This window comes from Pantoea sp. Ap-967 (assembly GCF_011752565.1).
Taxonomy (GTDB): domain Bacteria; phylum Pseudomonadota; class Gammaproteobacteria; order Pseudomonadales; family Pseudomonadaceae; genus Aquipseudomonas.
The window spans coordinates 113,730-138,202 of record NZ_VWXK01000014.1 but is presented as its reverse complement, the minus strand read 5'-3'; the positions used below and the strand labels follow the sequence as shown (position 1 = coordinate 138,202).

The following is a 24,473-nucleotide window of genomic DNA, read 5'->3' as shown; positions in this document are numbered from 1 at the left end:
GCAGCTCGCGATGGGCTGCAAAGCAGCCCTGGCATCATGTGCGGTGAAGCTGCGGGCCTGGGGCCGCTGCGCGCCCCATCGCGAGCTACGCTCGCTCCTACCAGGTCGGCGTACCCCCAGTGTCATCGCGGCGGTGCTGGGCCGCCAGCCACTGGGGAATCCGCCGCTCCAGGTAATAGCCCGGGTTGCGCAAGCTACCCTCGACAAACCCCACATGCCCGCCACGCTCATGCAACTCGAACTGCGTATTGGCCGCCAGTTCATTGGCCAAGGGCAGGCTGTGGCCGAACACGAACGGGTCATCGCTGGCTTGGATAATCAACGTCGGCGTGCGGTTTTCACCCAGGTAGTACCGGCTTGAGGCGCGCCGATAATAATCGTGCGCATCGCTGAAACCGTTGAGCGGTGCGGTGACCCTGCCGTCGAAATCCCAGAAGGTTTTCATCCGGCCCAGTGGGCCCAACCGGTCGAGGGCGGCCAGGCCCTCGTGGTGCCCGCGGTCGCGAAAGTGCCGTTGCTTGAGCTGCAGGTAGGCCAGCATCTCGCGCATGAAGTGCGCCTGGTACACCTTGGAAAAACCTTGGCCGATGCGGTCGGCGCATTGGTCCAGGCGAAACGGCACGGAAACCGCCACGGCAGCCTCCAGCTGGCTGGCTGAACCGCTCTCCCCCAGGTACTTGAGCAAGACGTTGCCGCCCAGCGAATAGCCAACCGCGTACAGCGGCGCCAGGGGCCGCTGGGCACGCAAGTGGGTAACCACCTCGGCCAGGTCTTCGCTGGCGCCGGAATGGTAGCTGCGCGGCAGCAGGTTCGGTTCCCCCGAACAGCCCCGCCAGTTCACCGCCACACTGGCCCAGCCGCGGGCCTGCAGCGATTGCTGCAAGCCTTTGACATAGGGCGAGTGGGAAGAGCCGGTCAGCCCGTGCAGCACCAGCACCAGCGGTGCATCGGGCTGGTGCGGGCCGTGCCAGTCCAGGTCGAGGAAGTCGCCGTCGGCCAGCCACAGGCGTTCGCGCGTGCGCTCGATGGCAGGCAGCTTGCGCCACAGCGGCCCCCACAAGGTCTGCAGGTGGGGGTTGGACAGGCCAATGGCCGGGCGAAAGCTGGTGGTAGTGCTGGGCATGCTGGGCGACTCGTGATGTGCCTGCCTAGAGTGCCATGAAACAGCGCCGCTGTACCTGCGCTATTGGTCGGTAGCCGGCTGGGCCCAGGGCATCAGCCGCGCTGCCAAAGCGCATAGTGCACCTGGCCCGTCTTTTTCTCCCGGTGCAGGCGCCAGTTGCCAGGCATTGCCAGGGTCGAAGGGGCCGCTTCGCTTTCGGTGTAGACCCAGGCCTGCTCACCCAGCCACTGGTTCTGTTCCAGCAGGTTGCAGGTTTCGCCCAGCAGGTTCTGGTGAAACGGCGGGTCGAGGAACACCACGTCGAACTGCTGCTTGGCCGGGTTCTGCAGGTAGCGCAGGGCGTCGGTCTGCAGGATCTGCCCGCGCGGGCAGCGCAGGATTTCGAGGTTGTTCTTCAGGTTGGCGATGGCGGCCGGGTTGCTGTCCAGCGCCACGGCATCCTCGGCGCCGCGGGACAGCGCTTCGAGCACCAGGGCGCCGCTGCCGGTGAAGGCGTCCAGCACCCGGGCGCCTTCGATGTAGGGCGCCAGCCAGTTGAACACGGTTTCGCGCACGCGGTCAGGCGTTGGCCGCAGGCCATCGCCTTCGGGCACCGCCAGGCGGCGGCTGCGCCACTCGCCGGCGATGATGCGCAGGTGACCCTGGCCCTTGCTTTGGCCCTGTTGCGGGCGGGCGGGAGGGGTGGATCTAGGCATTAGTGCTCCGGTACGCCGAGCGGTTGCTCGGCGGGTTTGTCAGTGGGGGCCGGCAGCGGCTTTTGCGCAACCTTGGGGCCGACGGTGACGATCACCAGTTTGTCGGCGGACAGGTGCTTGTTCATCGCTGCCTTGACCTGCTCGACGGTCAGCGCCTGGGACTGCTGCATGAAGTCCTCAAGCCAGGTCAGCGGCAGATTATAGAAGCCAATGGCGCCCAGTTGGCCGACGATGCTGCTGTTGCTGGCGTTGGACAGCGGGAAGCTGCCCGCCAGTTCGCGCTTGGCGTCGTCCAGCTCTTGCTGGGTTGGGCCGTTCTTGAGGTAGTCGGCGAGGATGTCCTGCACCAGCTTGAGCGTGCCTTCGCTGAGCTCGGCGCGGGTCTGCAGGTTGATCATGAACGGGCCGCGCACCTGCATCGGGCTGAACACCGAGTACACGCCGTAGGTCAGGCCGCGTTTTTCACGGACTTCGCTCATCAGCCGGGTGCCAAAGGCGCCGCCGCCGAGAATCTGGTTGCCCAGCGACAGGGCCGGCCAGTCCGGGTCCTGGCGGTCGATGCCAAGCTCGGCGAGCATCAGGTGGGTTTGCTTGCTCGGGAAGTCGATGTGGGTGGCGCCTGCCTTGGGTTCGGCTGGCTCGGCCGGTTTGGCCAGCGCCGGGCCCTTGGGCAGGGCAGCGGAAACCTGGCTGGCCACCGCTTCGGCCTCTTCGCGGCTGAGGTCACCGACCAGCGCGATTACCGCGTTGCCCGCGGCGTAGGCCTTGGCGTGGAAGGCGCGCAGTTGCTCCAGGGTGATGCCCGGGATGCTCTGGGCGCTGCCGTCGGCAGGGTGGGCATAGGGGTGGTCGCCATACAGCTTGCCGAACAGGGCCTTGCCGGCGATTTTACCGGGGTTCTGCTTCTCGTATTCGAAACCGGCCAACAGCTGGTTCTTGATGCGCTTGAGGGCGTCTTCCGGGAACGTTGGCTTGCCGGCCACCTCGGCGAACAGCTTGAGCGCTGGCTCGCGCTTGTCCTGGGTGCTGAGGCTGCGCAGCGAGGCGACGGCCATGTCGCGGTAGGAGCCGTTGCCGAAGTCGGCGCCCAGGCCTTCGAAGCCTTGGGCGATGGCAGTCACGTCCTTGCCGGCCACGCCCTCGTTGAGCATGGCGTTGGTCAGCGCGGCCAGGCCAGGGGTATTGCCGTCCTGGCTGCTGCCGGCAGCGAAGGTGACGCGCAGGTCGAACATCGGCAGTTCGCGGGCTTCGACGAACAGTACCCGGGCGCCTTCGGTGGTGGTCCAGTGCTGGATGTTCAGCTGGCGCCGGCTCGGTGCCTTGCTGTCCAGTTCGGCCAGCGACTGCAGGGTGTTGGCCGGGCGTGCGGCGGTGGCCTGGGCCTCGGAGTGGGCCGGGCGCGCCAGCACGGCGGCCACGGCCACCACCAGGGCGATGATACCGGTGCCGATCAGGGTGTAGCGGGGGGCGCGATCACTCATGAGCGGACTCCTCGGGCAGTACGTGGGCAACGCTCAGGCGTTCGCGGGTGAAATAGGTGCGCGCGGCGTTCTGGATGTCCTCGGGGGTGACTTGCTTGAGTTCGTCCAGCTCGCTGTCGATCAGCTTCCACGACAGCCCAACGGTTTCCAGCTGGCCAATGGTGGTGGCCTGGCTGCTGATGGAGTCGCGGTCATACACCAGCCCGGCGATGACCTGGGCGCGCACGCGCTCCAGCTCTTCGGCGCTGGGCGGGGTGGTCTTGAGTTCATCGAGCAGCTGCCACACGCCTTTCTCGACATCGGCCAGGGTTTTCTGCTTCTGCACATTCGGCGTGGCCGAAACCAGGAACAGGCTGTCGCCGCGGGTGAAGGCGTTGTAGCTGGACGAAGCGCCGGCCACCAGCTCCTGGCCGCGCTCCAGGCGGGCCGGCATGCGTGCGCTGTAGCCACCGTCGAGCAGGGCCGAGATCAGGCGCAGGGCGTGCACGGTGCGGGGGGACTTGGCGGTGGCCAGGCTCGGCACGTTGAAGCCGTAGATCAGGCTGGGCAGCTGGGTGCGCACATGCACGGTCAGCAGGCGCTCGCCGGGCTCGGCCAGTTCCAGCGGCAGCTTGGCCGGTGGCACGGCGCGCTTGGGAATGCTGGCGAAATACTTCTGTGCCAGGCCCTTCACTTCGTCGACGGTGACATCGCCAACCACCACCAGGGTGGCGTTGTTCGGCGCATACCAGGACTCGTACCAGTGGCGCAGTTCCTCGACCTTCATGCGTTCGAGGTCGGCCATCCAGCCGATGGTCGGGGTGTGGTAGCCGCTGGCCGGGTAGGCCATGGCACGGAACAGCTCGAAGGCCTTGGCGCTGGGTTGGTCGTCGGTGCGCAGGCGGCGCTCTTCCTTGATGACTTCGATTTCGCGGGTGAACTCGTCGGCCGGCAGGCGCAGGCTGGCCAGGCGGTCGGCTTCGAGCTCCAGGGCCACCGGCAGGCGGTCGCGGGCCAGCACCTGGTAATAGGCGGTGTAGTCGTCACTGGTAAAGGCGTTTTCCTCGGCGCCGAGGTCGCGCAGGATGCGCGAGGCCTCGCCGGGGCCGACCTTGGCACTGCCCTTGAACATCATGTGTTCCAGGGCGTGGGACAGGCCGGTCTGGCCCGGGGTCTCGTAGCTGGAGCCGACCTTGTACCAGATCTGCGACACCACCACCGGCGCGCGGTGGTCCTCGCGCACGACCACCTTCAGGCCGTTGTCGAGGATGAATTCGTGGGTAGGTTGCACATCGGCGGCCTGGGCTGCCAGCGGCAGGCAGAGCGTGCTGAGCAACAGGCCAGCGGCGCGGCGGGCTAGAGCATTCATACAGTGGTTAACCTGTTTGGCGGCCTGCTCGGTTTAGCGTCGGCGGGCCAGGAGGTGCTAGGATACTGATCCGGTTGCCTGGCGACCATGCCTGTCGCCGTTCTGGCCTGCAGGCCAATAAGTCAAAACATTGCGCATGAACCAGCCGGATTCAAAATAGTCTGTTCTGCGTTTAGAGAATTTCCGATGGGCCAGTGCTGGCCCGTCGCTACCCTGAGATAGCCGTCTTCCATGTTTGGTTCCAACGACGACAAGAAAGCGCCGGCCGAGGCTGGTGAGAAAAAAGGCCTGTTCAGCTGGTTTCGCAAGAAGCCGCAGCAACCTGTGGGAGCGGACTCGCCCGCGCCGGAAACCCACGCCGTCGAGCAACCTGCAGCCGCTGCGGTCGAGGAATCTCCCGCCCAGGTGACCTCGGCTGGCGAACCTGTACCGGTACAGGCGCCCGTGGCCCCCGCGCAGGTTGAGCCGCCGCAGGCCGCCGAACCCACCCAGGCTCCGGTCGCCGAGGCGCCTACCCCCGTACCGGTCGCGCCGCAACCGCCGCAGGCCCCTGCGCCTGAACCGGTAGCGCCGCAGCCGGTCGCCCCGCAGCCCGTGGTTTCGCAGGCTTCGGCGCCTGTCGTTGCCGCGCCGTTGCCGGCCGCGCCTGTGCAGGCTGCCCCGGTCGTCGAGCACGCAGCGCCGGTCAGCAACCTGGTGTTGCCGGTAGCCGAAGAGCCCGTGGCCCTGGTGCCTGACCTGGAACCCAAGGCACCGCCGGCCATCCCTGAACGCCCGGCCCCCGAGACTGTGGCCGTAGCCCCGGCCGTGGTTGCAGCACCTGCCGAGCCAGTGCCAGAAGCCGCCCCTGAACAAGCCCCTGTGGTAGCTGCCGCCGTGGCCGCCGAGCCGTCCAAGCCCGGCTTCTTCGCCCGCCTCAAGCAAGGCTTGTCGAAGACCAGCGCCAGCATCGGCGAAGGCATGGCCAGCCTGTTCCTGGGCAAGAAGGTCATCGACGACGACCTGCTCGATGAAATCGAAACCCGCCTGCTGACCGCCGACGTCGGCGTCGAGGCCACCTCGGCCATCGTTCAGAACCTCACCCAGAAGGTCGCCCGCAAGCAACTGGCCGATGCCGACGCACTCTACAAGTCGCTGCAGGAAGAACTGGCCGCGTTGCTGCGCCCGGTCGAGCAGCCGCTGAAGGTCGAGGCACAGAACAAGCCTTACGTCATTCTCGTGGTCGGCGTTAACGGCGCAGGCAAGACCACCACCATCGGCAAGTTGGCCAAGAAGCTGCAGCTCGAAGGCAAGAAAGTCATGCTGGCTGCCGGCGACACCTTCCGTGCCGCCGCCGTCGAGCAGTTGCAGGTGTGGGGCGAGCGTAACCAGATTCCGGTGATCGCCCAGCACACCGGCGCCGACTCCGCATCGGTCATCTTCGACGCCGTGCAGGCCGCCAAGGCCCGTGGCGTGGATGTGCTGATCGCCGACACCGCCGGCCGCCTGCACACCAAGGACAACCTGATGGAGGAGCTGAAGAAGGTTCGCCGGGTCATCGGCAAGCTCGACGCCGAAGCGCCGCATGAGGTGCTGTTGGTGCTCGACGCCGGTACTGGGCAGAACGCCATCAGCCAGGCCAAGTACTTTAACCAGAGCGTCGAACTGACTGGCCTGGCCCTGACCAAGCTCGACGGCACTGCCAAGGGCGGGGTGATCTTCGCCCTGGCCAAGCAATTCAAGCTGCCGATCCGCTTCATCGGGGTGGGTGAGGGCATCGACGACCTGCGTACCTTCGAAGCCGAGCCGTTCGTCAAGGCTCTGTTCGCCGAGCGAGACTGACCATGATCCGATTCGAACAGGTTGCCAAGCGCTACCCCAATGGCCATGTCGGCTTGCATGAGCTGAGTTTCCGGGCGCGCCGGGGCGAATTCCTGTTCGTCACCGGGCACTCGGGCGCTGGCAAAAGCACCTTGCTGCGCCTGCTGCTGGCCATGGAGCGCCCGACCAGCGGCAAGCTGATGCTGGCCGGGCAAGACCTGGGCCAGATCAGCAATGCACAAATTCCGTTCCTGCGCCGGCAGATCGGCGTGGTGTTCCAGAACCACCAGTTGCTGTTCGACCGCACCGTGTTCAACAACATCGCCTTGCCGCTGCAGATTCTCGGGTTGTCCAAGGCCGAGATCGCCAAGCGTGTGGATTCGGCGCTGGAACGGGTGTCGCTGGTCGACAAGGGCGACTTGTTCCCCGCCGACCTGTCCACCGGCCAGCAGCAGCGGGTGGGCATTGCCCGCGCCATCGTCCACCAGCCAGCCCTGCTGCTGGCCGACGAGCCCACCGGTAACCTCGACCCGCGCCTGGCCGCGGAGATCATGGGCGTGTTCGAGGACATCAACCGCCTGGGCACCACGGTTTTGATCGCCAGCCACGACCTGGCACTGATTGCGCGCATGCGCCACCGCATGCTGACCTTGCAGCGCGGCCGTCTGATCGGCGATGGGGAGGCCGGGCAATGAGCACCACACGTACACCAAAGGTTTCCGAGCGCGTGGCGCCGAAGGCTGCCGAGCCAAAGCCGGAGAAACGCAAGCGGGGCGATCACGACGATGATGGCCCGGATTTCCGTACCCTGTTCAATGCCTGGCTGGAAAGCCACCGCGCAAGCCTGGCCGACAGCCTGCGGCGCCTGGGTAAGCAGCCGATTGGCAGCTTCTTCACCTGCCTGGTGATGGCGGTGGCCCTGAGCATGCCGATGGGCCTGTCGCTGCTGCTGAAGAACGTTGAGAAGCTGGGCGGTTCGTGGCAGCGCGCAGCGCAGATTTCGCTGTACCTCAAGCTCGATGCCGGTAGCCGCCAGGGCGAAGCGCTGCGCGACGATATCCGGCATATGCCGGGTGTGGCCGATGCCCAGTACGTAAGCTCGGCACAGGCCCTGGAAGAGTTCCAGCAGCAATCCGGGCTGGGCGAGGCCTTGCGCGAACTGCCCGACAACCCGCTGCCGGGTGTGGTGGTGGTGACGCCGACCGAAGTGGACAAACCGGCCCTGGAGGCCTTGCGCCAGCGCCTGGCGGAACTGCCACAAGTGGAAAACGCGCAACTGGACCTGGTGTGGGTCGAGCGCCTGGCGGCGATCCTCAAGCTGGGTGACCGATTCGTCTTCGGCCTGGCCGTGATGCTTATTTCTGCATTGCTGTTAGTAATTGGTAACACAATTCGTCTACATATCGAGAACCGCCGCATCGAGATCGAAGTGATCAAGCTGGTGGGCGGTACCGACAGCTACGTGCGCCGGCCTTTCCTGTACATGGGGGCCTTGTATGGCTTGGGCGCGGGTGTGCTGGCCTGGGCCATCCTGGCATTTGGCCTGAGTTGGCTGAACGAGGCCGTGGTAGGGCTCTCGGGGCTGTATGGCAGTGACTTCGCCTTGGGTGGGGTGCCGGGCTCCGATGGTCTGTCGCTCTTGATCGGAGCGGTGTTGTTGGGGTATATCGGTGCATGGATCGCCGTCGCCCGCCACCTCAACGAGCTGGCGCCGCGATAGTTTTTTCGTGCCAGCATTGACATTTTCTTCACTTTGGAACTTGTACCGTCGTTCCGGGTCAATGTTAGCAGCGCCCACAAGGCGCGAGTTTAGTAAGTCGGAGGTTCTTGAATGACCACATCGTTGCAACCTGCCTATGCCCTGGTACCCGGTGCGAACCTGGAAGCCTACGTGCACACGGTCAACAGCATCCCGCTGTTGTCTGTCGAGCAGGAGCGTGATCTGGCCGAGCGTCTCTACTACGAGCAGGATCTCGAGGCCGCTCGGCAAATGGTGATGGCCCACCTGCGTTTCGTCGTACACATCGCCCGTAGCTACGCAGGCTATGGGTTGGCCCAGGCCGACCTGATCCAGGAAGGCAACGTCGGCCTGATGAAGGCCGTGAAGCGCTTCAACCCGGAAATGGGTGTGCGCCTGGTGTCCTTCGCCGTGCACTGGATCAAGGCTGAAATCCACGAATTCATCCTGCGCAACTGGCGTATCGTCAAGGTCGCGACCACCAAGGCCCAGCGCAAGCTGTTCTTCAACCTGCGCAGCCAGAAGAAGCGCCTGGCCTGGTTGAACAACGACGAAGTGCACCGCGTGGCGGAAAGCCTTGGCGTGGAGCCGCGTGAAGTACGCGAGATGGAAAGCCGCCTCAGCGGCCAGGACATGGCCTTCGACCCGGCCGCCGAGGCCGATGACGACAGCGCCTTCCAGTCGCCAGCGCATTACCTGGAAGACCACCGCTATGACCCTGCGGTGCAGCTGGAAGATGCCGATTGGAGCGACAACTCCACCAACAACCTGCACGTGGCCTTGCAGGGGTTGGACGAGCGCAGCCGTGACATTCTCTACCAGCGCTGGTTGGCTGAAGAGAAGGCCACGCTGCATGAGTTGGCGGACAAGTACAGCGTTTCGGCTGAGCGCATTCGCCAGCTGGAGAAAAATGCGATGAACAAGGTCAAGGCGCTGATCACGGTGTGATCAAGCCTGGCTGCAATGAAAAGCCGCAGGTCCGATGAGGGCCTGCGGCTTTTTTATGCCATTTCATTAGAGGGGGGCGTACGCTGAACTGGTAGGAGCGAGCAACGCTCGCGATGGGCTGCACAGCAGCCCCAACACCTCACAGCCTGCGCGAACTGTCCAGCTGCATCAGGTAGCTCGGCCCGCCCAGCTGGCTCATCTGCCGGCGAATCCACCCGGCCCGGCTTGCCACGTAGGCACTTGGCCGGCTCGCGCTCCACTTGATCGGGCTAGGCAGTACCGCAGCCAGTTGCGCAGCCTGCTGGCGGCTCAGTTTGCTGGCGTCGATGCCGAAGTGATAACGCGCCGCTGCCTGGGCGCCGAACACGCCCTTGCCCCATTCCGCACTGTTCAGGTAGACCTCGAGAATACGCTCCTTCGGCCACAGCAGCTCCATCAGCGCCGTGAACCAGGCCTCCAGCCCCTTGCGCAACCAACTGCGGCCCGACCACAGGAACAGGTTCTTGGCCACTTGCTGGGTCAGGGTGCTGGCGCCGCGAATGCTGCCGCCACGCTCGTTGTAGGCCAGCGCCGCCTGAATCGCGGGGATGTCGAAGCCCCAGTGGCTGGCGAACTTCTGGTCCTCGCCGGCGATCACCGCCACCTTGAGCTCATCGGAAATGTTGTCCCAGGGCTCCCAGTCGCGCTGCAGGTCGATCGGCTCGCCGCTGAGCCACGACTGCACCTTGCGCTCGGCCATCAGGGCGGTGCCGGGCGGCGGCACCCAGCGCAGCACCAGCACCAGCACGAAGCTGCCGGCAGCGAACCAGAACAGGGCGCGGGCAAGGCGGCGGATAAGGGATGACAGCATGGCGATGGCTTGGCCGGACCGTTGGAACGGGCCATTATACAGACCCGATACGAGGAGTCGTCCCATGCTTCGCAGCTTCCTGATGCTCGCCGCCTTTTTCGGCTTTACCGGTGTCGCCCTGGGTGCCTTCGCCGCACACGGGCTGAAAAACCGCCTCACCGCCGACTACCTGGCCATCTTCCACACCGGCGTCACCTACCAGCTGGTGCATACCCTGGCGATCTTCGGCGTGGCCTTGCTTTCGGCGCATCTGCCGGGCCGGCTGGTCGGTTGGGCCGGTGGTCTGTTCGCCCTGGGCATCGTGCTGTTCTCCGGTAGCCTGTACCTGCTGACCCTCAGCGGCCTGGGGAAATTGGGCATCATCACCCCGATTGGCGGCCTGTGTTTCCTCGCCGGATGGCTGTGCCTGGGCCTGGCAGCCTGGCGCCTGGGCTGACCAAGCGGTCCACAATCGCGACTAATGGTGCGCGCCGCCCTTGGGTTAAGCCGTTGATCGGCGCTAGAATGCGGGCCCCCAAAGCACAACGGTGGCCGTGCGCATGCGCATTCAACTGAACGGTGAACCTTACGAATTGCCCGCCGGCGAGAGCGTCGCGGCGCTACTGGCCCGCCTGGAACTGACCGGGCGCCGGGTGGCGGTGGAACTCAACCTGGATATCGTGCCGCGTAGCCAGCACGCCAGCACGCTGCTGAACGACGGCGACCAGGTTGAAGTGGTCCACGCCATCGGCGGTGGTTGAGCCCTTTTCGGCGCCTCACCTGCCCGCGCTTCACCCGATAGCCCCGTAACCTTTCCAGAGGAACATCGATGAGCAACGTTCGCAGCGACAAGCCTTTCATCCTGGCGGGGCGCACTTTCCAGTCGCGCCTGCTGGTTGGCACCGGCAAATACCGTGACATGGAAGAAACCCGCCTGGCGACCGAAGCCTCGGGTGCCGAGATCGTCACCGTGGCCGTGCGCCGGACCAACCTTGGCCAGAATGCAGGCGAGCCGAACCTGCTCGATGTGCTGTCGCCCGACAAGTACACCATCCTGCCAAACACCGCAGGCTGCTATGACGCTGTCGAGGCGGTGCGCACCTGCCGCCTGGCCCGTGAACTGCTCGATGGCCACAAGTCCCACGAGTCGCGGACCCTGGTGAAGCTGGAAGTGCTGGCCGACCAGAAAACCCTGTTCCCCAACGTGATCGAAACCCTCAAGGCCGCCGAAGTGCTGGTCAAGGACGGTTTCGACGTGATGGTGTACACCAGCGACGACCCGATCATCGCCCGCCAGCTGGCCGAGGCCGGCTGCATCGCGGTGATGCCACTGGCTGGCCTGATTGGCACTGGCCTGGGCATCTGCAACCCGTACAACCTGCAGATCATCCTGGAAGAATCGAAGGTGCCGGTGCTGGTCGATGCCGGTGTGGGCACCGCCTCTGACGCCACCATTGCCATGGAAATGGGCTGCGAGGCCGTGCTGATGAACTCGGCCATTGCCCACGCCCAGCAGCCGGTGGTCATGGCCGAGGCCATGAAGCACGCCATTCTGGCAGGTCGCATGGCCTACCTCGCCGGCCGCATGCCGAAAAAACTCTACGCCAGCGCCTCTTCGCCGCTGGATGGTCTGATCAAGTAAGAGCCCCTGATGACTGACTCGCAAGATACGCCGATCTCCGCCGACGGCGACCAGCGCCCCCACCGCCGCATCAAGAGTTTCGTGATGCGCGCCGGGCGCATGACCGAAGGCCAGCAACGCGGCCTCGACCAGGGCGGCCCGCTGTTCATCCTGCCGCTGGCCGACAGCCCGGTGGACTACGACCAGGTGTTCGGCCGCTCGGCGCCACGCACCCTGGAGATCGGCTTCGGCATGGGCCATTCCTTGCTGGAAATGGCCGCGGCCGCACCGGAGCAGGACTTCATCGGTGTCGAAGTGCACCGTCCAGGTGTTGGTGCGCTGCTCAACGGCGTGCTGACCCAAGGCCTGAAGAACCTGCGGGTGTATGACTGCGATGCGATTGAAGTGCTCAACCGCTGCGTGGCCGACAACAGCCTCGACCGCCTGATGCTGTTCTTCCCCGACCCATGGCACAAGGCGCGCCACCACAAGCGCCGCATCGTCCAGCTGGAGTTCGCCGAGCTGGTGCGCCGCAAGCTCAAGCCCGGTGGCGTGTTCCACATGGCCACCGACTGGGAGCCCTATGCCGAGTACATGCTGGAAGTGATGAGCGCCGCCCCGGGCTATCGCAACCGCGCTGAAGACGGCACCTATGTACCGCGCCCGGAAGAGCGCCCGATCACCAAGTTCGAACGCCGCGGCGAACGGCTGGGTCATGGGGTGTGGGATCTGAAGTTCGAGAAGGTGGATTGATTGGCAATTTGAGCCTTTCGATGTGCTGAGCCTGTAGAAATGCAGGCGAAAAAAAACCGCTCTGAAAAGAGCGGTTTTTTTTGTGAGCGCTAGGACTGAGTATCCTTCGCTCCAGAGCTTCACGGGAAAACCCCATACCGTGCGTTGATCATAGGCAGCTCGAGAAAATGCGTCAACGACCAGAAATATCCAGCATTACGTATGTCTGAGTCGTTAACAGCTTTGACCGATCATCCCAAGTATCATTGTGCAGCTCCTGTATGGATTGATCGGTGATGGGCCGGGTGGGAGAAGATTTCTGCTTTCCGGCCCCTTCGACACGGCCTGAGAACCGTGCCGGTGACTTCGTTCGAAGGGCCATTGACCTGGCCACTTCACGGAAAACTCCATACCGTTTTCGAAGGCATCGAAGCGCCGGTTAGATGCTGGAAGATTGGCCCGCCAACACGGAGGCCAAGGCATATGAAGCGTTTGCTTGATGCGCTGAGCCGTGTCTGGAAGCTCATTCGGATCTTGACTGTGCTCAAGGCCGCGCGAGATTTCATGCGCGATCACTTCGACGATGCCCAATAAGGGCTAGTTAGGTGGTAGGGCTGCCCCGGTTCGCTGGGGCAGCTTTTAGCCGCTTCACCCCCGGCGATCAGCCACCACGCCGATCAGCACTAGCACCACCAACAACACCGGCGCCAGCGCGTAGTTGTTGAACTGCCCCAACCCTTTCACCACCCAGGGCGTGGCATAGATCAGCGCCGCACCACTGCCGATCATCACCAGCGCAGCCATCACCGGCACCCGCAGCGCGCCCGCCAGGGCGCCCAGGCGCTGGTCGACCCAGCCCTTGATATCGGTGCCGAACAACACCAGCAGGCAGCCTACCAGGGCCAGGGAAATCTCCGACAGGTTGCTGCGGCTCCAGCGGGAAACCGTGGCGAGCAGATCAAGTACCAGATCCATGGGTCATCCTTAGGTCAAGAAATACTGCAGCAGGTCATTGAGGAACAGTTGGCCGCGTGGCGTGGCCACCAGTCGATCCGGTTCGACCTGCAAAAGGCCCTTTTGTTCGGCGGCGCGGCGGGCCTCGGCCAGCTGCGCCAGGGGCAGCCCGGTGCGTTGGGCGAACAGCTCGGCCTCGACGCCATCGGTCAGGCGCAGGGCATTCATCAAGAACTCGAAAGGCAGCTCGTCGGCCGGCAGCAGCTTCTCGCCGGCCTTGAACGGCTTGGCCAGGTTCAGGTAGTCCTTGGGCAGGCGGGTTTTCCAGGTACGCAGGATGCGGCCATCGGCGAAGGTCAGCTTGCCGTGGGCACCCGCGCCAATGCCGATGAAATCACCAAAGCGCCAGTAGTTGAGGTTGTGCCGGGCCGCGCGCTCGGGTTGGGCGTAGGCCGACACTTCGTATTGCCTGAAGCCGTGGGCGGCCATCAGCGCCTGGCCGGCTTCCTGGATGTCCCAGAGGATGTCGTCCTCCGGCAGCTCCGGCGGCTGGTTCCAGAACACCGTGTTCGGCTCTACCGTCAGCTGGTACCACGACAGGTGCGTCGGCCCCAGGTCGATGGCCTGGCGCAGGTCGCCCAGGGCATCGTCCAGCGATTGCTCGGGCAGGCCGTGCATCAGGTCCATGTTGAAGTTGTCGAAGCCTGCCGCACGCGCCATGCCAGCGGCACGAATGGCTTCATCGCCGTTGTGGATGCGCCCCAGCGCCTCCAGCTTGGCTGGCTGGAAGCTTTGCACGCCGATCGACAGGCGGTTGATGCCGGTTTGCCGGTAGGCCTTGAACTTGTCCTGCTCGAACGTGCCCGGGTTGGCCTCAAGGGTGATCTCGATGTCCGGGGCGAAGGGAATGCGTTGCTCCACGCCGCGCAGCAGGCGGCCCAGGGCGTTGGCACTGAACAGGCTTGGTGTGCCGCCACCGAAGAAAATCGACGACAGCGGGCGGCCCTGCACGGCGGCCTGTTCCAGGTCGAGGTCGGTCAACAGGGCGTCGACATAGGCCTCTTCCGGCAGCTCAGGCCCGGCGGCATGGGAATTGAAGTCGCAGTACGGGCATTTGCGCACGCACCACGGTATGTGGATATACAGCGCCAGTGGCGGCAGGCTGGACAAGGCCGCCGCACCCGCTTGGGACAGCGTTGCGATCATGCCAGGCCCAGACGTTGACGCAGCAGGGCCATGGCGCGGGCGCGGTGGCTGAGCTGATTTTTATCCACAGGGGCGAGGTCGGCGCTGGAGCAGTTGCGCTCCGGCACCCAGAACAGCGGGTCGTAGCCAAAGCCATGTTCGCCGCTGGCCTCGCGCAGGATGCGCCCGTGCCACAGGCCTTCGCACAGGATCGGCAGCGGGTCGTCGGCGTGGCGTACCAGGGCCAGCACGCAGACGAACTGGGCGCCGCGCTGGTCTTCAGGCACGTCCTTCAGGGCGTCGAGCAGCTTGGCGTTGTTCGCTGCATCGCCCTTGCCGTCGGCGTAGCGCGCCGAATAGATGCCCGGCGCACCGCCGAGGAAGTCCACGGCAAGGCCCGAGTCGTCGGCCAGTGCCGGCAGGCCGGAGATGCGTGCGGCATTGCGCGCCTTGAGAATGGCGTTTTCGACGAACGACAGGCCGGTTTCTTCAGGCTCCACCTGGCTGAACTCACCGATCGAGCGCAGTTGCACCGACTGGCCGAGCATGGCCTGCAGTTCCTTGAGTTTGCCAGCGTTGTGGCTGGCCAATACGAGTTGCTGGAAATTCATCATTCGCCTGGGAAAACGTCCTGGTTGAAACTGAGTGAGTGGCTGATGCCACCGGTTTCGATGTTGAGGTCGAAGGTCAGGGTATCGGCCTGCTCGATCTTGAACTGGGTGATGTAGTACACCGCGCCCTGGTCGGTTATCTGCTTGAACGACAGCGGGCTGGCGCGCCCGGTCAGGTCCTTCACGGTGCCGCTGACCACCGCCATGGCCGGCTTGTTGGCCTTGATCACGGCGATGTTGAGCACGCCCTGGTTCTTGCTGCGGGTGAGCCCGGTGGCGGCGGCGATGTCTGGCTGCAACAGGCTGGAGGTGAAGGCGCTGTAGTGCACCGTCACGTCGCCGAACACTTCCTTGCGCTCGGGGCGGGCGGCATCGGCCGCCAGCACCGGCAGGGCCAGGCATAGGCTGAACAGGAACAGGGCTAGGCGACGCATGTGGCGGATCCTCCGGTGGGCGTCAGGCCGCCAGCTGGTGCTCCTGCAGGCCGGGGCTGCTGACACGATAAATGCCGATTTCCCCTAGAAGATTAGGCCAAAGCCGCCCACCCCACCCGTTGCGGTGCAAGTGGTCCACGGCCAGGCGGTCGAGCACCTTGGCGCGGCGCTCATGGCACAGCTCTTCGAAGTCGGCGAAGGTGCAGAAGTGAATGTTCGGCGTGTTGTACCAGGTGTAGGGCATGAAGTCCGACACCGGCATGCGGCCCTTGGTGGCCAGGTACCAGCGGCAGCGCCAGTGGCCGAAATTGGGGAAGGTGATGATGCACTGGCGGCCCACGCGCAGCATCTCGTCGAGGATGCGGTCAGGGTACTCCACGGCCTGCAAGGCCTGGGTCATGATCACCACATCGAAACTGTTGCTGGCGAAGTTGCCCAGGCCTTTGTCCAGGTCCTGCTCGATCACGTTGACGCCCTTGGCCACGCAGGCGGCGATGTTGTCGGCGTCGATTTCCAGGCCATAGCCGGTGACTTGCTTGCGGTCGCGCAGCGAAGCCAGCAGCTCGCCATTGCCGCAGCCAAGGTCCAGGACCCGGCTACCGGCGGGAATCCACTCGTGGATTATTTCCAGATCGGCTCTCATGCTGTCCTCAGATGGCGATGCGGTTCATGTAGTTCGCGAAACCCTGCATGTAGCGAGGCGTGGGGATCAGGAAGGCATCGTGCCCATAGGGCGAGTCGATTTCCAGGTAGCAGACGTTCTTGCGCGCGGCCATCAGGGCATCGACGATCTCCCGCGAGCGGGCCGGCGAGAAGCGCCAGTCGGTGGTGAACGACATGATGCAGTAATCCGCCTTGACGTGCGCCAGGGTGGCGGCCAGGTCGCCGCCATTGGCCGCGGCCGGGTCGAAGTAGTCCAGGGCCTTGGTCATCAGCAGGTAGGTGTTGGCGTCGAAACGGCCAGAGAATTCCTCGCCTTGGTAACGCAGGTAGCTCTCGACCTGGAATTCGACGCTGTGGAAGTCGTAGTTGAGCTTGTCGCTCTTGAGTTCGCGGCCGAATTTCTCACCCATCGAGTCGTCGGACAGGTAGGTGATGTGGCCGACCATGCGCGCCAGCATCAAGCCGCGCTTGGGGATCACGCCCTGGTCCTGGAACGAGCCGCCGTGGAATTCGGGGTCGGTGAGGATGGCCTGGCGCGCCACTTCGTTGAAGGCGATGTTCTGCGCCGACAGCTTCGGCGCCGAGGCGATGTCCACGCAGTGGCGCACGCGCTCGGGGTAGGTCATGGTCCATTGCAGCGCCTGCATGCCACCCAGGCTGCCGCCGACGATGGCGGCCCATTGCGCGATGCCCAGGCGGTCGGCCAGGCGCGCCTGGCTGTGCACCCAGTCTTCCACGGTCAGTACTGGGAAATCGGCGCCATAGGGCTTGCCGGTGGCCGGGTTGATGCTGCTGGGGCCGGTGCTGCCATTGCAGCCGCCGAGGTTGTTCAGGCTGACCACGAAGAAGCGGTTGGTGTCGATCGGCTTGCCAGGGCCGATGCAGCTGTCCCACCAGCCCGGCTTGCGGTCGGTGGCGGCATGGTAGCCAGCGGCATGGTGGTGGCCGGACAGGGCATGGCAGATCAGCACGGCATTGCTCGCGCTGGCATTGAGGGTGCCATAGGTCTCGTAGACCAGCTCATAGCTGTTCAGCGAGCGGCCGCAGGCCAGGGCCAGCGGTTCATCGAACCGGGCGGTTTGCGGTGTAACCAGACCGACGGAATCTTCGGGAAGGACAGTGGACATCGACCCTGCTCACGCTTGACGGAGGCGTAAGTCTAAAGAGCACTACCCCCCAGCGGCAAGCAAAGGCTTGCCGCTGGGGGTGCGGGGGTCAGATCATCCGCCACAGTTCCTGTGGCATGCCAGCGTAGGCGGCCAGCGGTGGCATGACGAACGACTGGATCACCTGGATCGCGAGGAAGGCGAAAATCGGCGAGATGTCCATGCCGCCCAGGTTGGGCACGATGCGGCGAAACGGCGCCAGCACCGGTTCGCTGATTTGCCAGGCCAGCTCAGCCGCTGGGTTGTGGCTGTTCGGCGCAACCCACGAGACGATCACCATGACGATCATCGCGACCCAGAAAATCTTCAGGAACAGCGAGGTGACGCCGATGATCGCCCACATCAGCAGGTGCAGGACGTCGCCGAAAGTGCCATAGGTGACCATCAGCACGAAGCCCATCAGCAGTGCCTGGATGACGATCGACAGCAGCAGCGACGAGGTGTCCAGGCCGCCGATGCTGGGAATGACACGGCGAATCGGCTTGAGCAGCGGCTGGGTGGCGCGCACCGCGAACTGGCTCAGCGGGTTGTAGAAGTTGGCCTTCACCAGCTGCAGCACGAAACGCAGCAGGACGATCACCAGGTACAGGCTGACCAGGGTTTGCACCACGAAGATCGCGGCGCCGGACAATGCATTCATCAACAGCTCCTTATTTGCCCAATTGTTCGGCAAGCTCTGCAGAACGCTTCGCTGCAGCTTCCAGGGCCTGCGCGACGATGGCCTCGAAGCCGTTGCCCTGGAACGACTTGATCGCAGCTTCCGTGGTGCCGGCCGGCGAGGTGACGCGGCGGCGCAGCTCGGCGGCGTCGACGTCGCTGGCCACGGCCATGTGCGCGGCGCCCAGTGCGGTTTGCAGGGTCAGCTGGGTTGCCGTTTCGCGTGGCAGGCCGAGTTTTTCGCCGGCAGCGGTCATGGCTTCGATCAACAGGAAGAAGTAGGCCGGGCCGCTGCCGGAAACGGCGGTAACGGCGTCCAGTTGCTGTTCCTGCTCCAGCCACAGGGCGGTGCCCACGGCCGACAGCAGTTGCTCGGCCTGCTGGCGTTGTTCGCCGGACACCTCTGCCGTGGCGTACAGGCCGCTGACGCCCTGGCGCAGCAGTGCCGGGGTGTTGGGCATGCAGCGCACCACTGGGCGGGCGCCGAGCCAGGCCTGCAGGCTGGCGCAGGTGATGCCGGCGGCGATGGAGACGATCAGCTGGCCCGGTTCAAGGTTGGGCTTGAGGGCTTCGCACACCGCTTTCATCACTTGCGGCTTGACCGCCAGCACGATCACGTCGGCACCGGCGATGGCCTGGGCGTTGTCTGCGAACGCCTCGATGCCGTGCTCGGCCTGGACGCGGGTGCGGGTCTCGGCGCCGGGATCGCTGGCGCGGATCTGCGCCGCATCCAGGCCCTGGGCACGCAGGCCGCCGATCAGGCTGGCGGCCATGTTGCCGGCGCCGATAAAGGCAATACGTGTCTTGCTCATGTCAGGTCCTTGAGGGAAAGAGTGAGTAAAGCATGGAATCAGACGGGGCCGTAGTTGCGCGCACCGAACAGGGCGGTGCCAATGCGTACCCAGGTCGCACCCTGTGCAATGGCAGCTTCCAGGTCGTGGCTCATGCCCATGGACAAGGTGTCCAGGCCAAGGCCCAGGCTTTCCTGAAGCTGGCGCAGGGTGGCGAAGGCGGCTTCCTGCTCGGCGCGCTCGTCGGTGGGTTCGGGAATCGCCATCAGCCCGCGCAGGCGCAGGTTGGGCAGCGCGGCCACGGCCTTGGCCAGTGCTGGCAGGTCGGCCGGCGCACAGCCGGATTTGCTGTCCTCGCCACTGACATTCACCTGCAGGCAGATGTTCAGCGGTGCCAGGCCGGCAGGGCGCTGCTCGGACAGGCGTTGGGCGATTTTCAGGCGGTCCACGGAGTGTACCCAGTCGAAATGTTCGGCAATGGCTTTGGTCTTGTTCGACTGAATGGGGCCGATGAAGTGCCAGATCAAGGGCAGGTCGCGAAGTTCATCTTGCTTGGCCAGGGCTTCCTGCAGGTAGTTCTCGCCCACGTCGCGCACGCCGGCAGCATGGATTTCGCGGATGGCGCTGGCCGGTTTGGTCTTGCTCACCGCCAGCAACTGAACGCTGGCCGGGGCGCGGCCGGCAGCCTGGGCGGCCGCGCCAATGCGGGCGGCGAGGGCGGAAAGGTTGTCTGCTATGGTGGACATGGATCGATGCCGTAGGCTCTGGAGGTCTTCGGCATTCTACCTGCTTGATGGCTATTGGGGAGTCTCATGGACGTGACCGACCTGTTGGCCCGGGCTGGGGAGGCAGGGGCGAGCGACCTGCACCTGGCTGCGGGCGAAGTACCGATGCTGCGTGTGGACGGCGAATTGCGGCGCATGGCGCAGCCGAGTATCACCTCGGCTGCATTGAACGACAGCCTGGCGCCGTTACTCGACGAAGGCCAATGCCGCCAATGGCTGCAGGGCGACGAACTGGACCTGGCGCTGGACCTGCCTGCGCTTGGGCGCTTTCGTCTGAACCTGTTTCGCCAGTTGCGTGGCCTGGGCGCAACCTTCCGCCTGATCCCTCATCGTGTGCCCAGCATCGATGACCTCGACCTTGAAGAAGTGTTTCGAGCTGTTGCGCAGTATGCCGATGGCCTGGTGCTGGTGGGCGGCCCGACCGGTAGTGGTAAAACCAGTACCCTTGCGGCTCTGGTCGACCGCCTAAACCGTGAGCGGGCGCTGCATATCATCACCCTGGAAGATCCCGTCGAAGTTATCCACAGAAGCCAGAGCAGCCTGGTCAACCAGCGGGAAGTGGGCCGGCATTGCCGCGATTTTCCCCAGGGGTTGCGCAGCGCCCTGCGCCAGGACCCGGACGTGATCCTGATTGGCGAGCTGCGCGACCTGGAAACCATCCGTCTGGCGCTGCGTGCGGCGGAAACCGGGCACCTGGTGCTGGCCACGGTGCATACGCGCTCGGCGGCCAGCAGCATCGACCGGCTGGTTGAAGTGTTCGCGGCAGAAGAAAAACCCTTGGTGCGGGCCATGCTGGCAGAGTCGTTGCGGCTGGTGGTGGCGCAGGTGTTGGTGAAGCGCGTTGGCGGTGGGCGGGTGGCGGCACGGGAGGTGCTGGTAGCGACACCGGCGGTGCGCAACCTGGTGCGTGAGGGGCGGATGGCGCAGCTCTGTTCGGTCATGCAGGCCGGGGCGGCGGAGGGGATGCGGACGATGGAGGGGGCGATGCGCAGGTTGAGGGAGAGGGGGGTGATCGGCGATTTGTAGCGCCTGTTCCGGCCCTTTCGCGGGGCAAGCCCGCTCCTACAGGCCGTGTAGGAGCGGGCTTGCCCCGCGAAGAAGCCAACGCCGATCTAGCGCTTGGCCAGGCTCAGCTGCTGCTGGCCTTTGGGCAATACCCGCTTGGCCACTACATAATGCTGCTGCCAATAAGGCTTGCTCAGGTTGTCGATGCTCACCCGCTTGCCAGTACGTGGCGCATGGATGAAGCGGTCGTTCCCCAGGTAGATGGCCACATGGTTGACCCGGCGGCTCTTGATGTTGAAGAAGATCAGGTCACCCGGCTTGAGGTCGCCCTTGGCGACTTTCACCCCGTGGCCCTGGGCCATGGCATTGGAGGTACGCGGCAAGTCGACGTCTGCCACGTCGTTGAACGCATACTTCACCAGCCCGCTGCAGTCGAAGCCTTTCTTCGGGTTGCTGCCGCCCCAAACATAAGGGGTACCGAGCACATTCACCGCACGGCTGAGCACATCGCTGCTCTGCTTGGGCGACATGGCGGCCACGGCTGGCAGGTTGTGGGCCTTGGCCGAGCTGCCATGGCGGGCGTGCAGGGCGGTTTGCTTGACGGGGGCGTGCTTGACCGAGGCGTTGCTGGTGTAGCCGGTAAAGCCATTGGGAAGACGTTGCTCACGATTGGTGGCGTGGGCGGCCAGGGGCAATAATAGGCAGAGGGTCAGCCATGTCTTGAATAAAGGCGGCATAGATGAAGCTCTTATGAATGTTTATGTGTGTTGGGCGCGCAACTTTATAACAGCTTTTTGCTCCTTTTCAGGGCCGTTGGTCGATTGTCATGCAGCCGTACGTCGGCCTGGGGCTGAAAAGTCACATTTTTTTTTAGAAAATTTTCGGATAACCCACGAGGGCTATGAATGAACAGTTATCAACAGGGTGAGCCGTACCATGACACCCACAGCAAGGTGATTGGCTACCTGCTGTGGATTTTCGGCTTCACCGGATCGCACCGGTTCTATTACGGCAAGCCGGTTACCGGGACCATCTGGTTCTTCACCTTTGGCCTGCTCGGCATTGGCTGGCTGATCGACCTGTTCCTGATTCCGTCGATGGACCGTGAGGCGGACTTGCGTTTTCAGTCCGGGCGCATCGACTACAACATCGCCTGGATTTTGCTGACCTTTTTTGGGCTTCTTGGCCTGCACCGGTTGTACCAGGGCAAGTGGGGCACGGCGATTATCTACTTCTTTACCGGGGGGCTGTTCGTGGTGGGGGTGTTGTATGACTTCTGGACGTTGAATAGCCAGGTGTCTGAGGGGAACAGCCTTAGGCGGTAGGGGGCGCAAAGGTGCGCCGCGGTGCGGCGCTTCGCGAGCTTTGCTCGCTCCTACGGGGGGCGGGGGTGGCCTGACGGGTAGGTGCTTGCGATACGCCGCGCAAGCGGCGTATCGCTGGATCACTGGCGAGTCTGTCGCTGTTGCAGCAACAGGTTGCTGAAGCCGGCCCCGGCGAGCTGCTTCTGCGCCACGGTGAGCTGTTCACGGTTGCTGAACGGCCCAACCAGCACACGGTACCAAGTCTCTTCCTTGACCGTGCCCGACTCCACCTTCACCGCTTGCCCCAGCAGGATGATCTGTGCGCGCACCTTGTCGGCATCGGCTTCCTTGCGGAACGAACCGGCCTGCAGGAAGAACTGCGTGGTCGCCGCTGGCTTGATCACAGGCGGCGCCGGTGGTGGCGTTTGCCCCAGCAGTGCAGCCTGGGCGCGGGCGGTGTCGATTTTCGCGGCTTCGGCGGGCGTTACCGGCGTCACCGGTTGCGCCGGCACCGGCGGGGTCTTCTCTGGCACGGCCTCGGGCGGCACGATCACTTCCGACTCCGGCAGCAGGGTGTAGAAGTCGTACTTCGGCTTCACCGGCTGCTGCGGGGTTGCCGCCGTGGTGGTCGACTTGCTGGCCTCGGCCACCTTTTCCGGCTTCTGCTGCTCGGGCTTGGTGCGCTTGATATCACCGCCACCGGGTTCGAGCTTCATCAGGAAGACGATGAAGGCACCGACCGTCAGGCCGACCGCCAGCCATACCCAGCCGGGAATCGGCTGCTTGGCCGGCGCCGTCTGGCGGCTGGCGCCGCGCTTGGGAGCGGGTTTCTTCTTGGCAGCCAACTTACATGCGCTCCAGGGTTTCCAGGCCGAGCAGTTCCAGACCTTGCTTGAGGGTGCGGCCGGTCAGGGCGGCCAGGCGCAGGCGGCTCTGCTGCTGCTCTGGCGTCTCGGCAGCGAGGATCGGGCAGTTCTCGTAGAAGCTTGAGAACAGGCCAGCCAAGTCGTACAGGTAGCTGCACAGCACGTGCGGCGTGCCCTTGTCGGCCACGCTGTTGAGGATTTCGCCAAACTGGGCCAGGCGTGCGGCCAGGTCCTGTTCATGGGCAGCCTGCAGCACGATGTTGCCGTCAACTTCGTCGAAACCCTTGCCCAGCTTGCGGAACACGCCGGCCACGCGGGTGTAGGCGTACAGCAGGTAAGGCGCGGTGTTGCCTTCGAAATTGAGCATCAGCTCGAAGTTGAAGCTGTAGTCGCTGGTGCGGTGCTTGGACAGGTCGGCATATTTCACCGCACCGATGCCCACCACTTCACCGATCTTGCGCAGCTCGTCCTCGGCCAGGCTCGGGTTCTTTTCCTTGACCAGCGCGTAGGCGCGCTCCTTGGCCTCGGTGAGCAGGTCGATCAGCTTCACGGTGCCGCCGTCACGGGTCTTGAACGGGCGGCCGTCGGCGCCGTTCATGGTGCCGAAGCCCATGTGCTCCATCTGCATCGGGTGGCCGACGAAGCCTGCGCGGCGGGCCACTTCGAACACCTGGTTGAAGTGCAGCGCCTGGCGCTGGTCGACGAAGTACAGGGCGCGGTCAGCCTTGAGCACGTTGCTGCGGTAGCGCACGGCAGCCAGGTCAGTGGTGGCGTACAGGTAGCCACCGTCGGCCTTCTGCACGATCACCGGCAGGGGCTCGCCTTCGCTGTTCTTGAACTCCTCCAGGAACACGCACTGGGCACCTTGGTCCTCGACCAGCAGGCCCTTGGCCTTGAGGTCGGCGACCACGTTGGCGAGGTCGGCGTTGTAGGCGCTTTCGCCCATCACGTCGGCCATGGTCAGCTTGACGTTGAGCAGTTCGTAGGTTTTCTGGCAGTGCGACAGCGAGATGTCCTTGAAGCGCGTCCACAGCGCCATGCACTCCGGGTCGCCGGCCTGCAGCTTGACCACCAGGCCACGGGCGCGGGTGGCGAATTCCTCGGACTCGTCGAAGCGCTTCTTGGCGGCGCGGTAGAAGTTTTCCAGGTCCGACAGCTCGTCGCTGGTGATCGGGTTTTCTTCCAGGTAGGCCAGCAGCATGCCGAACTGGGTGCCCCAGTCGCCCACGTGGTTCTGGCGGATCACATCGTCACCGAGGAACTCCAGCACCCGCGCCACGCTGTCACCGATGATGGTCGAGCGCAGGTGGCCGACGTGCATTTCCTTGGCCAGGTTCGGCGCCGACATGTCGATCACCACCTTCTGCGCGGGGCCTGCCTTGCGCGCACCCAGGTGAGCGTCGGCCAGGGCGGCGTCCAGGCGGTTGGCCAGGGCGTCGGTGTTCTGGAAGAAGTTCAGGAAGCCCGGGCCTGCGATCTCGACCTTGCTGATGTCGGCGCTGGCCGGCAGCGCGGCGATCAGTTTGTCGGCCAGGTCACGCGGCTTCATGCCGGCTGGCTTGGCCAGCATCATGGCGATGTTGCTGGCGAAATCGCCGTGGGTCTTGTCCCGGGCGTTTTCCACCTGAATCGCCGGCGACAGCCCGTCAGGCAGCACACCGTCGGTGACGAGTTGGGTGAGGGCTTGCTGGATCAGCTGGCGAATGGTGTCTTTCATGGGGATCTCTTTTCGACCGC

General features: G+C 64.5%; 27 protein-coding genes. 10 read left to right on the top strand and 17 right to left on the bottom strand.

Annotated features, from left to right (window positions below; all coding sequences use genetic code 11):
- Nucleotides 1-97: 97 nt before the first annotated feature.
- The 4 genes from F3J45_RS16670 to F3J45_RS16655 form a co-directional block, all read right to left on the bottom strand.
- Nucleotides 98-1,123 carry a hydrolase gene (locus F3J45_RS16670; protein WP_167064771.1) on the bottom strand — a complete coding sequence of 342 codons (1,026 nt, stop codon included), beginning with the start codon at nucleotides 1,121-1,123 and terminating at the stop codon, nucleotides 98-100.
- Nucleotides 1,124-1,215: 92 nt separating this feature from the next.
- A complete protein-coding gene (rsmD, locus tag F3J45_RS16665; RefSeq protein WP_167064767.1) occupies nucleotides 1,216-1,818 on the bottom strand; it encodes a 16S rRNA (guanine(966)-N(2))-methyltransferase RsmD in 603 nt (200 codons plus the stop codon).
- On the bottom strand, nucleotides 1,818-3,299 hold the full coding sequence (locus F3J45_RS16660) for a pitrilysin family protein (RefSeq protein ID WP_167064764.1): 1,482 nt from the start codon (nucleotides 3,297-3,299) through the stop codon (nucleotides 1,818-1,820). The genes rsmD and F3J45_RS16660 overlap by 1 nt, the downstream gene beginning before the upstream one ends.
- The gene (locus tag F3J45_RS16655) at nucleotides 3,292-4,647 is read right to left on the bottom strand and encodes a pitrilysin family protein (protein WP_167064761.1); all 1,356 of its coding nucleotides are present in this window, start codon (nucleotides 4,645-4,647) and stop codon (nucleotides 3,292-3,294) included. The genes F3J45_RS16660 and F3J45_RS16655 overlap by 8 nt, the downstream gene beginning before the upstream one ends.
- A 231-nt stretch (nucleotides 4,648-4,878) precedes the next feature.
- On the opposite strand from F3J45_RS16655, the gene ftsY reads away from it, so the two are divergent.
- From ftsY to rpoH, 4 genes are all read left to right on the top strand, one after another.
- Nucleotides 4,879-6,468 (top strand): signal recognition particle-docking protein FtsY, encoded by a 1,590-nt coding sequence (gene ftsY, locus F3J45_RS16650; protein WP_167064758.1) that lies wholly within the window; start codon nucleotides 4,879-4,881, stop codon nucleotides 6,466-6,468.
- A 2-nt stretch (nucleotides 6,469-6,470) separates the two neighbouring features.
- Nucleotides 6,471-7,142, top strand: coding sequence for a cell division ATP-binding protein FtsE (ftsE, locus tag F3J45_RS16645; protein ID WP_167064754.1), 672 nt, complete (start codon nucleotides 6,471-6,473; stop codon nucleotides 7,140-7,142).
- Complete coding sequence (ftsX, locus tag F3J45_RS16640) at nucleotides 7,139-8,167, top strand: permease-like cell division protein FtsX (RefSeq protein ID WP_167064751.1); 1,029 nt, start codon at nucleotides 7,139-7,141, stop codon at nucleotides 8,165-8,167. The genes ftsE and ftsX overlap by 4 nt, the downstream gene beginning before the upstream one ends.
- Nucleotides 8,168-8,278: 111 nt before the next feature.
- Nucleotides 8,279-9,133 carry an RNA polymerase sigma factor RpoH gene (gene rpoH, locus F3J45_RS16635; RefSeq protein WP_167064748.1) on the top strand — a complete coding sequence of 285 codons (855 nt, stop codon included), beginning with the start codon at nucleotides 8,279-8,281 and terminating at the stop codon, nucleotides 9,131-9,133.
- 139 nt (nucleotides 9,134-9,272) lie between these two features.
- On the opposite strand, the gene mtgA is transcribed toward rpoH, so the two are convergent.
- The gene (gene mtgA, locus F3J45_RS16630; RefSeq protein ID WP_167064746.1) at nucleotides 9,273-9,983 is read right to left on the bottom strand and encodes a monofunctional biosynthetic peptidoglycan transglycosylase; all 711 of its coding nucleotides are present in this window, start codon (nucleotides 9,981-9,983) and stop codon (nucleotides 9,273-9,275) included.
- Nucleotides 9,984-10,047: 64 nt separating this feature from the next.
- Between mtgA and F3J45_RS16625 the strand changes: the two genes are divergently transcribed.
- The 4 genes from F3J45_RS16625 to trmB all read left to right on the top strand — a co-directional run bounded on the left by F3J45_RS16625 (nucleotide 10,048) and on the right by trmB (nucleotide 12,336).
- On the top strand, nucleotides 10,048-10,419 hold the full coding sequence (locus F3J45_RS16625; RefSeq protein WP_167064743.1) for a DUF423 domain-containing protein: 372 nt from the start codon (nucleotides 10,048-10,050) through the stop codon (nucleotides 10,417-10,419).
- A gap of 103 nt (nucleotides 10,420-10,522) precedes the next feature.
- Entirely contained in the window at nucleotides 10,523-10,723 is a 201-nt protein-coding gene (thiS, locus tag F3J45_RS16620; RefSeq protein ID WP_167064739.1) for a sulfur carrier protein ThiS, read from the top strand.
- 68 nt (nucleotides 10,724-10,791) lie between these two features.
- Nucleotides 10,792-11,604 carry a thiazole synthase gene (locus F3J45_RS16615; protein WP_167064736.1) on the top strand — a complete coding sequence of 271 codons (813 nt, stop codon included), beginning with the start codon at nucleotides 10,792-10,794 and terminating at the stop codon, nucleotides 11,602-11,604.
- A gap of 9 nt (nucleotides 11,605-11,613) precedes the next feature.
- Nucleotides 11,614-12,336: a tRNA (guanosine(46)-N7)-methyltransferase TrmB gene (gene trmB / locus F3J45_RS16610; RefSeq protein ID WP_167064731.1), complete on the top strand. Its 723-nt coding sequence runs from the start codon at nucleotides 11,614-11,616 to the stop codon at nucleotides 12,334-12,336.
- A 627-nt stretch (nucleotides 12,337-12,963) separates the two neighbouring features.
- On the opposite strand, the gene F3J45_RS16605 is transcribed toward trmB, so the two are convergent.
- From F3J45_RS16605 to F3J45_RS16565, 9 genes are all read right to left on the bottom strand, one after another.
- Nucleotides 12,964-13,290, bottom strand: a complete 327-nt coding sequence (locus F3J45_RS16605) for a DUF3392 family protein (protein ID WP_027920975.1) — start codon at nucleotides 13,288-13,290, stop codon at nucleotides 12,964-12,966.
- A gap of 9 nt (nucleotides 13,291-13,299) precedes the next feature.
- Complete coding sequence (gene hemW, locus F3J45_RS16600) at nucleotides 13,300-14,439, bottom strand: radical SAM family heme chaperone HemW (RefSeq protein WP_240158248.1); 1,140 nt, start codon at nucleotides 14,437-14,439, stop codon at nucleotides 13,300-13,302.
- A gap of 32 nt (nucleotides 14,440-14,471) precedes the next feature.
- A complete protein-coding gene (gene rdgB, locus F3J45_RS16595) occupies nucleotides 14,472-15,065 on the bottom strand; it encodes an RdgB/HAM1 family non-canonical purine NTP pyrophosphatase (RefSeq protein WP_205299667.1) in 594 nt (197 codons plus the stop codon).
- Nucleotides 15,065-15,499, bottom strand: coding sequence for a DUF4426 domain-containing protein (locus F3J45_RS16590; protein ID WP_167064717.1), 435 nt, complete (start codon nucleotides 15,497-15,499; stop codon nucleotides 15,065-15,067). The genes rdgB and F3J45_RS16590 overlap by 1 nt, the downstream gene beginning before the upstream one ends.
- A 22-nt stretch (nucleotides 15,500-15,521) precedes the next feature.
- Nucleotides 15,522-16,142 carry a methionine biosynthesis protein MetW gene (gene metW / locus F3J45_RS16585; RefSeq protein ID WP_167064712.1) on the bottom strand — a complete coding sequence of 207 codons (621 nt, stop codon included), beginning with the start codon at nucleotides 16,140-16,142 and terminating at the stop codon, nucleotides 15,522-15,524.
- A 7-nt stretch (nucleotides 16,143-16,149) separates the two neighbouring features.
- Nucleotides 16,150-17,289, bottom strand: coding sequence for a homoserine O-acetyltransferase (locus F3J45_RS16580; protein WP_167064707.1), 1,140 nt, complete (start codon nucleotides 17,287-17,289; stop codon nucleotides 16,150-16,152).
- An 88-nt stretch (nucleotides 17,290-17,377) separates the two neighbouring features.
- Nucleotides 17,378-17,968, bottom strand: a complete 591-nt coding sequence (locus F3J45_RS16575) for a YggT family protein (protein WP_167064704.1) — start codon at nucleotides 17,966-17,968, stop codon at nucleotides 17,378-17,380.
- Nucleotides 17,969-17,978: 10 nt separating this feature from the next.
- On the bottom strand, nucleotides 17,979-18,797 hold the full coding sequence (gene proC / locus F3J45_RS16570) for a pyrroline-5-carboxylate reductase (protein WP_167064701.1): 819 nt from the start codon (nucleotides 18,795-18,797) through the stop codon (nucleotides 17,979-17,981).
- 38 nt (nucleotides 18,798-18,835) lie between these two features.
- Complete coding sequence (locus tag F3J45_RS16565) at nucleotides 18,836-19,522, bottom strand: YggS family pyridoxal phosphate-dependent enzyme (RefSeq protein ID WP_167064697.1); 687 nt, start codon at nucleotides 19,520-19,522, stop codon at nucleotides 18,836-18,838.
- A gap of 66 nt (nucleotides 19,523-19,588) precedes the next feature.
- Here F3J45_RS16565 and F3J45_RS16560 point away from each other — a divergent pair, with 66 nt between their 5' ends.
- A complete protein-coding gene (locus F3J45_RS16560; protein WP_167064694.1) occupies nucleotides 19,589-20,587 on the top strand; it encodes a type IV pilus twitching motility protein PilT in 999 nt (332 codons plus the stop codon).
- A gap of 86 nt (nucleotides 20,588-20,673) precedes the next feature.
- Here the strand turns inward: F3J45_RS16560 and F3J45_RS16555 are convergent, their stop codons facing one another.
- Nucleotides 20,674-21,303: a C40 family peptidase gene (locus F3J45_RS16555; protein WP_167064691.1), complete on the bottom strand. Its 630-nt coding sequence runs from the start codon at nucleotides 21,301-21,303 to the stop codon at nucleotides 20,674-20,676.
- Nucleotides 21,304-21,471: 168 nt separating this feature from the next.
- On the opposite strand from F3J45_RS16555, the gene F3J45_RS16550 reads away from it, so the two are divergent.
- A complete protein-coding gene (locus tag F3J45_RS16550; protein WP_167064688.1) occupies nucleotides 21,472-21,891 on the top strand; it encodes a TM2 domain-containing protein in 420 nt (139 codons plus the stop codon).
- 119 nt (nucleotides 21,892-22,010) lie between these two features.
- Here the strand turns inward: F3J45_RS16550 and F3J45_RS16545 are convergent, their stop codons facing one another.
- Entirely contained in the window at nucleotides 22,011-22,715 is a 705-nt protein-coding gene (locus F3J45_RS16545) for an SPOR domain-containing protein (protein WP_167064685.1), read from the bottom strand.
- Between the two features lies 1 nt (nucleotide 22,716).
- Entirely contained in the window at nucleotides 22,717-24,453 is a 1,737-nt protein-coding gene (gene argS / locus F3J45_RS16540) for an arginine--tRNA ligase (protein WP_167064682.1), read from the bottom strand.
- Nucleotides 24,454-24,473 lie beyond the last annotated feature (20 nt).

Excerpts from the sequence above, each read along its gene's own strand:
- F3J45_RS16670 (WP_167064771.1), bottom strand. The coding sequence starts at position 1,123 with ATGCCCAGCACTACCACCAGCTTTCGCCCGGCCATTGGCCTGTCCAAC.
- rsmD (WP_167064767.1), bottom strand. The coding sequence starts at position 1,818 with ATGCCTAGATCCACCCCTCCCGCCCGCCCGCAACAGGGCCAAAGCAAG.
- F3J45_RS16660 (WP_167064764.1), bottom strand. The coding sequence starts at position 3,299 with ATGAGTGATCGCGCCCCCCGCTACACCCTGATCGGCACCGGTATCATC.
- F3J45_RS16655 (WP_167064761.1), bottom strand. The coding sequence starts at position 4,647 with ATGAATGCTCTAGCCCGCCGCGCCGCTGGCCTGTTGCTCAGCACGCTC.
- ftsY (WP_167064758.1), top strand. The coding sequence starts at position 4,879 with ATGTTTGGTTCCAACGACGACAAGAAAGCGCCGGCCGAGGCTGGTGAG.
- ftsE (WP_167064754.1), top strand. The coding sequence starts at position 6,471 with ATGATCCGATTCGAACAGGTTGCCAAGCGCTACCCCAATGGCCATGTC.
- ftsX (WP_167064751.1), top strand. The coding sequence starts at position 7,139 with ATGAGCACCACACGTACACCAAAGGTTTCCGAGCGCGTGGCGCCGAAG.
- rpoH (WP_167064748.1), top strand. The coding sequence starts at position 8,279 with ATGACCACATCGTTGCAACCTGCCTATGCCCTGGTACCCGGTGCGAAC.
- mtgA (WP_167064746.1), bottom strand. The coding sequence starts at position 9,983 with ATGCTGTCATCCCTTATCCGCCGCCTTGCCCGCGCCCTGTTCTGGTTC.
- F3J45_RS16625 (WP_167064743.1), top strand. The coding sequence starts at position 10,048 with ATGCTTCGCAGCTTCCTGATGCTCGCCGCCTTTTTCGGCTTTACCGGT.
- thiS (WP_167064739.1), top strand. The coding sequence starts at position 10,523 with ATGCGCATTCAACTGAACGGTGAACCTTACGAATTGCCCGCCGGCGAG.
- F3J45_RS16615 (WP_167064736.1), top strand. The coding sequence starts at position 10,792 with ATGAGCAACGTTCGCAGCGACAAGCCTTTCATCCTGGCGGGGCGCACT.
- trmB (WP_167064731.1), top strand. The coding sequence starts at position 11,614 with ATGACTGACTCGCAAGATACGCCGATCTCCGCCGACGGCGACCAGCGC.
- F3J45_RS16605 (WP_027920975.1), bottom strand. The coding sequence starts at position 13,290 with ATGGATCTGGTACTTGATCTGCTCGCCACGGTTTCCCGCTGGAGCCGC.
- rdgB (WP_205299667.1), bottom strand. The coding sequence starts at position 15,065 with ATGAATTTCCAGCAACTCGTATTGGCCAGCCACAACGCTGGCAAACTC.
- F3J45_RS16590 (WP_167064717.1), bottom strand. The coding sequence starts at position 15,499 with ATGCGTCGCCTAGCCCTGTTCCTGTTCAGCCTATGCCTGGCCCTGCCG.
- metW (WP_167064712.1), bottom strand. The coding sequence starts at position 16,142 with ATGAGAGCCGATCTGGAAATAATCCACGAGTGGATTCCCGCCGGTAGC.
- F3J45_RS16580 (WP_167064707.1), bottom strand. The coding sequence starts at position 17,289 with ATGTCCACTGTCCTTCCCGAAGATTCCGTCGGTCTGGTTACACCGCAA.
- F3J45_RS16575 (WP_167064704.1), bottom strand. The coding sequence starts at position 17,968 with ATGAATGCATTGTCCGGCGCCGCGATCTTCGTGGTGCAAACCCTGGTC.
- proC (WP_167064701.1), bottom strand. The coding sequence starts at position 18,797 with ATGAGCAAGACACGTATTGCCTTTATCGGCGCCGGCAACATGGCCGCC.
- F3J45_RS16565 (WP_167064697.1), bottom strand. The coding sequence starts at position 19,522 with ATGTCCACCATAGCAGACAACCTTTCCGCCCTCGCCGCCCGCATTGGC.
- F3J45_RS16560 (WP_167064694.1), top strand. The coding sequence starts at position 19,589 with ATGGACGTGACCGACCTGTTGGCCCGGGCTGGGGAGGCAGGGGCGAGC.
- F3J45_RS16555 (WP_167064691.1), bottom strand. The coding sequence starts at position 21,303 with ATGCCGCCTTTATTCAAGACATGGCTGACCCTCTGCCTATTATTGCCC.
- F3J45_RS16550 (WP_167064688.1), top strand. The coding sequence starts at position 21,472 with ATGAACAGTTATCAACAGGGTGAGCCGTACCATGACACCCACAGCAAG.
- argS (WP_167064682.1), bottom strand. The coding sequence starts at position 24,453 with ATGAAAGACACCATTCGCCAGCTGATCCAGCAAGCCCTCACCCAACTC.